Consider the following 5,026-nt stretch of genomic DNA (forward strand, 5'->3'; position numbering starts at 1 on the left):
CGCTATGAGCGCCGCCCCGGCCCGCCGCCGCGCCGCGGCGCGGTCTGGCAGCCCGGGCATTGGGGCTGGCTGCGCGGCCAGTATGTCTGGGTGCCCGGCCGCTGGGTGGAGGGCCGCCGCGGCCGCTGGCGCGAGGGGCGCTGGGTCGAGCGGCGCGGCCGCTGGGTCTGGGTCGAGCCTGGCTGGCGGTGATGCCATGCGCCGCCTGACCCCCGCCCTGCTGCTAGGCGCCGCCGCGCTGGGCCTGGCCGGCTGCGTGGTGGCCCCGGCGCCGGCCTATTACGGCCCGCCGCGCGGCTATTACTACGCGCCGCCGCCACCTCCGCCCCCGCCGCCGCCGCGCCATTACTGGTATCGTGGCTGGTAGCGCCCACGGGCCGGGCCGGCCCCGTGGGCCAGCCCGCGCCACGTCCCGCCGAGAGAAAGCCACGTCATTTGCGGCTGCTGGCCTTGGCTGCCCTGCCGCTGCCAAGGCCGGTGGGGCTGCTATTCCAGCTCGACCAGCAGCGGCGTGTGGTCGGAGGGCTGCTCCTGGCTGCGGGGCGCGGTGTCGACCCAGGCGCGGGCCAGCCGCTCCGCCAGCTCGGGCGAGAGCATGGCGTGGTCGATGCGCAGGCCGCGATTGCCCTCGAAGGCGGGGCCGTAATCCCAGTAGGTGTAGAGCCGCTCGCCCGGATGCAGGGCGCGCAGCGCGTCGGTCAGGCCGAGATTCGCCAAGGCGCGGAACTCCGCCCGCGTCTCCGGGCGCACCAGCGCGTCGGTGGGCGGCAGGGCGCCCGGCGCCAGGTCCAGCTCGGTCGGGCAGACATTGAAATCGCCCAGGATGGCGTAGGGGGTGAAGGCATCCAGCCGCGCCTGCGCCAGCGCCCGCAGCCGCCGCATCCAGCCAAGCTTGTAGGCATAGCCCTCCGCCCCGCCGGAATTGCCATTCGGAAGGTAGATGCCGGCGAAACTCGCGCCCTCGGCCGTCACCTCGACATAGCGGGCATGGGTGTCGCCATCGCCGCCCGGCAATTCCTCGGCCACGACCTCATACGGCACGCGGCCGAGCACGGCGACGCCGTTGCGCCCGCCCTGCTGGCCCACCGCATGGCTGGTGTAGCCGAGATCGGTGAATTCCCCGGCGGGGAATTCCTCCGTCTTGCATTTCAGCTCCTGCAGGAAGAGCAGGTCGGGCTGGGCATTCTCCAGGAAGCGGCGCAGATGCGGCACGCGCTTGCGCACCGAATTGACGTTGAAGCTGGCCAGGCGCACGGGCGGGCGGTTCGCTCAGCCGACCGAGAAGGAGGCGCCGCAGCCGCAGCCCGAGGCCGCCTGCGGGTTCTTCACGCTGAAATGCGCGCCGATCAGCTCATCCGCCCAGTCGAGCTCCGAGCCCGCCAGCAGCTCCAGGCTGACCGGGTCGATCATCACCCGCACGCCGTCCTGCTCGATCACCAGATCGTCCCCGGCCGGGGCATCCTCCAGCTCGAAGGAATACTGGAAGCCGGAGCAGCCGCCGGCCAGCACCGCCAGGCGCAGCCCGGCCTGCGGGCGGCCCTGGCGCGCGGCGATCTCCGCCACCTGGGCGAAGGCGCGCGGGGTGACGCGGAAGGCGGGGGCGGGCAGGGTGGTGCCGTCGGGCATGGTGCGGAACTCCTCGGGCCCCAACATAGGCCGCGGCGGCCGGTTTTCCAACGCCGCCGCCATGGCCGCCGCGCCTGCGGCGTTGCGGCGCGGCGGGTCGGCTGGTAAGGCCCGCCGGTCATGCCCGACCTCGCCCCCTTCGCCGTGCGCGCCGAGACGTCACGGGGCCGCCTCCATGCGGAGCCGGCCGATGGGGGCCGCTCGCCCTTCCAGCGGGACCGGGACCGGATCATCCACAGCGCCGCCTTCCGCCGGCTGCAATACAAGACCCAGGTCTTCATCTACCATGAGGGCGACGCCTTCCGCACCCGGCTGACCCACAGCATCGAGGTGGCGCAGATCGCCCGCTCCATGGCCCGCCGGCTGCGGGTGGACGAGGATCTGGCCGAGGCGCTGGCGCTGGCGCACGATCTCGGCCACCCGCCCTTCGGCCATGCCGGGGAGGAGGCGCTGAACGGGCTGATGCGCCCCTATGGCGGCTTCGACCACAACGCCCAGAGCCTGAAGGCGGTGACGGTGCTGGAAAAGCGCTACGCCGAGTTCGACGGGCTGAACCTGACCTGGGAGACGCTGGAGGGGCTGGCCAAGCACAATGGCCCGATCCGCAACCCCTCCCGCTTCATGGCCGAGTATGATTCGCAGCATCCGCTGGAGCTCGGCAGCCATGCCTCGGTCGAGGCGCAGCTGGCGGCGCTGGCCGACGACATCGCCTACAACAATCACGACCTCGACGACGGGCTGCGCGCCGGGCTGTTCACGCTGGAGGAGGCGGCCGCCCTGCCGCTGGTGGGCGATGCGGTGCGCGAGGTGCGCGCCCGCCACCCGGAGGCGCCGCCCGCCCGCCAGGCCAGCGAGGCGATCCGCCGCGTCATCAACGCCATGATCCAGGACGTGCTGGCCGAGACCACCCGCCGCCTGGCCGCGCTGGCGCCCGAAAGCGTGGCCGATGTGCGCGCCGCCGGCCGGCCCATGGTGGTGTTCAGCCCGGCGATGCAGGAGGCCAACCAGGCGGTGCGCGCCTTCCTGCGCGACCGCATGTATCGCCATTGGCGCGTCAACCGCACCACGCAGAAATCGCGCCGCGTGGTGCAGGTGCTGTTCAGCCTGCTGCATGGCGGGCCGGACATGCTGCCGCCCGAATGGCGCGACCGTGCCGGACCCGCCGGCAGCGCCGACTGCGCCGCCGTGGTCTGCGACTACATCGCCGGCATGACCGACCGCTTCGCGCTGGACGAGCACCGGCGCCTCACCGACCCCCACATTCCCGGCTGAACGGACATCATGGAACAGACCACCCCCGCCCCGCAGGACATGTTCGCCGCGCTGCGCGCCGAGGTGCTGGCCTGCCTGCGACGCCTGCTGCCCGACCTGCCGGAGGAGGCGCTGGCGCGCGTCACGGTGGAGCCGCCGCGCGATGCGTCGCATGGCGACATGTCGACCAACGCCGCCATGGTGGTGGCGAAGATCGCCAAGCTGCCGCCCCCGAAGCTGGCCGCCGAGCTCGCCGCCGCGCTGGCCGCGCTGCCGAGCGTGGCCGAGGCCGCGCCGGCCGGCCCGGGCTTCGTCAATCTGCGCCTGGCCGAGGATTTCCTGCTGGGTCAGGTGGCCACCGTGCTGCGCGCCGGCGAGGCCTATGGCGACAGCCAGGCCGGCGGCGGGGTGCGGGTGAATGTCGAATATGTCTCGGCCAACCCGACCGGGCCGATGCATGTCGGCCATTGCCGCGGCGCGGTGGTGGGCGATGCGCTGGCCAATCTGCTGGCCAAGGCGGGCGCCGCCGTCACCAAGGAATACTACATCAACGATGCCGGCGCGCAGGTGCAGGCGCTGGGCTACGCCGCCTATTGGCGCTACCTGCAGGCCCTCGGCACCACGCTGACCGAGGAGGCGTATGCCGAGGCGGTGCCCGGCGGCCTGCAATATCGTGGCGACTATCTGGTGCCGGTCGGCGAGGCCCTGAAGGAAAAATTCGGCGACAGCCTGGCGCCGGGCGCGGTGCCGGCCGAGGCGTCGCTCTGGCTCGACACGGTGCGCAACTTCGCCGTCGACGCCATGATGGAGGCGATCCGCGAGGATCTGGCGGCGCTCGGCGTCGCGCATGACGTCTTCATCAGCGAGGCGCAGCTGGTGCGCGACGGTGTGGCGGATGCCGCCATCGCCGCGCTCTCCGAGAAGGGCCTGGTCTATGAGGGCGTGCTGGAGCCGCCCAAGGGCAAGACGCCGGACGACTGGGAGCCGCGGCCGCAGACCCTCTTCGCCTCGACGAAGTTCGGCGACGACGTGGACCGCCCGCTGCGCAAGTCGGATGGCAGCAACACCTATTTCGCCAACGACATCGGCAACCATGCCGACAAGATCGCGCGCGGCATGCAGCAGCTGGTGCAGGTCTGGGGCGCCGACCATGGCGGCTATGTCAAGCGCATGCAGGCGGCGACCAAGGCGCTGTCCGACGGCGCCGTGCCGCTCGACGTGCTGCTCTGCCAGATCGTCAAGGTGATGAAGGGCGGCGAGCCGGTGCGCATGTCGAAGCGCGCCGGCACCTACATCACGCTGCGCGACCTGATCGACGAGGTCGGCCGCGACGCGGTGCGCTTCACCATGCTGACGCGCAAATCGGACGCGCAGATGGAGTTCGACCTCGACCGCGTGGTCGAGCAGTCGCGCGACAATCCGGTGTTCTACGTGCAGTACGCGCATGCGCGCTGCCGCTCGGTGCTGCGCCAGGCCGGCGACCCGGCGCGCGAGGCCCTGGCCGACGCGCCGCTCTCCAGCCTGAAGGACGCGGCGGAGCTGGCGCTGATCCGCCGCATCGCCGCCTGGCCGCGCATCGTGGAGGCCGCTGCTGCGGCGCGGGAGCCACACCGAATTGCCTTTTATCTCGGCGACTTGGCCGCCGACTTTCATATTCTGTGGAACCGTGGCCGGGATGATGCGACACTGCGCTTCATCCAGGCTGAGGCCCCGGAGGCCACCCGCGCCCGGCTGGCGCTGGTGGCGGCCACGGCCATTGTCATCCGCTCGGGCCTCGCGGTCATGGGCGTGCAACCGGTTGAGGAGATGCGGTGAGGGAAGTTCAGGTCCCGTCCTATCGTATCCGCGAGACGGAGGATGATGGCAGTTCGCGCCGCCTCGCCATCATGGCGGGCGGCGTCGCGGCGCTGCTGGCGGTGGGCGGGCTGGTCGGCTGGGCGGTCAGCCGCGGCGGCTCCGGCGGCATCCCGGTGGTCGAGGCCGATTCCCGCCCGATGAAGATCCGCCCCGAGGATCGCGGCGGGCTGCGCGTGGCCAACCAGGACGAGATCATCTTCGAGCGGCGCAACGCCGCCGGGCAGTTCGAGGCGACCGGCCGGCTCGGCCCCGCCGCCGAGGCGCCGAATCTGGACGCGCTGCGCGCCGCCAC

5 protein-coding genes and 2 pseudogenes are annotated in these 5,026 nt (G+C 72.3%); 5 read left to right on the forward strand and 2 right to left on the reverse strand.

Going from position 1 to position 5,026, the window contains the following annotated elements; translation table 11 throughout:
• Positions 1 to 192 (forward strand): annotated as a pseudogene (locus HMPREF0731_RS01425) (YXWGXW repeat-containing protein); the annotation flags it as partial.
• A gap of 4 nt (positions 193 to 196) precedes the next feature.
• Positions 197 to 367 (forward strand): hypothetical protein, encoded by a 171-nt coding sequence (locus tag HMPREF0731_RS24830; RefSeq protein ID WP_007002206.1) that lies wholly within the window; start codon positions 197 to 199, stop codon positions 365 to 367.
• A 119-nt stretch (positions 368 to 486) separates the two neighbouring features.
• Here the strand turns inward: HMPREF0731_RS24830 and xth are convergent, their stop codons facing one another.
• Positions 487 to 1,254 (reverse strand): exodeoxyribonuclease III, encoded by a 768-nt coding sequence (xth, locus tag HMPREF0731_RS01430; RefSeq protein WP_007002207.1) that lies wholly within the window; start codon positions 1,252 to 1,254, stop codon positions 487 to 489.
• Positions 1,255 to 1,269: 15 nt separating this feature from the next.
• Positions 1,270 to 1,626: a HesB/IscA family protein gene (locus HMPREF0731_RS01435; protein WP_051014679.1), complete on the reverse strand. Its 357-nt coding sequence runs from the start codon at positions 1,624 to 1,626 to the stop codon at positions 1,270 to 1,272.
• A 120-nt stretch (positions 1,627 to 1,746) separates the two neighbouring features.
• Here HMPREF0731_RS01435 and HMPREF0731_RS01440 point away from each other — a divergent pair, with 120 nt between their 5' ends.
• From HMPREF0731_RS01440 to HMPREF0731_RS24835, 3 genes and pseudogenes are all read left to right on the forward strand, one after another.
• Positions 1,747 to 2,898, forward strand: coding sequence for a deoxyguanosinetriphosphate triphosphohydrolase (locus HMPREF0731_RS01440; RefSeq protein WP_007002209.1), 1,152 nt, complete (start codon positions 1,747 to 1,749; stop codon positions 2,896 to 2,898).
• A 9-nt stretch (positions 2,899 to 2,907) separates the two neighbouring features.
• On the forward strand, positions 2,908 to 4,692 hold the full coding sequence (gene argS, locus HMPREF0731_RS01445) for an arginine--tRNA ligase (RefSeq protein ID WP_007002210.1): 1,785 nt from the start codon (positions 2,908 to 2,910) through the stop codon (positions 4,690 to 4,692).
• Positions 4,689 to 5,026, forward strand: a pseudogene (locus tag HMPREF0731_RS24835) (hypothetical protein); the annotation flags it as partial. The gene argS and the pseudogene HMPREF0731_RS24835, both read left to right, overlap by 4 nt.

This window comes from Pseudoroseomonas cervicalis ATCC 49957 (genome assembly GCF_000164635.1).
Classification (GTDB): Bacteria; Pseudomonadota; Alphaproteobacteria; order Acetobacterales; family Acetobacteraceae; genus Pseudoroseomonas; species Pseudoroseomonas cervicalis.

Bases quoted from the DNA above. Each gene is read 5' to 3' on its own strand.
- argS (WP_007002210.1), top strand. From the start codon at position 2,908: ATGGAACAGACCACCCCCGCCCCGCAGGACATGTTCGCCGCGCTGCGC.
- HMPREF0731_RS01440 (WP_007002209.1), top strand. From the start codon at position 1,747: ATGCCCGACCTCGCCCCCTTCGCCGTGCGCGCCGAGACGTCACGGGGC.
- HMPREF0731_RS24830 (WP_007002206.1), top strand. From the start codon at position 197: ATGCGCCGCCTGACCCCCGCCCTGCTGCTAGGCGCCGCCGCGCTGGGC.
- HMPREF0731_RS01435 (WP_051014679.1), bottom strand. From the start codon at position 1,626: ATGCCCGACGGCACCACCCTGCCCGCCCCCGCCTTCCGCGTCACCCCG.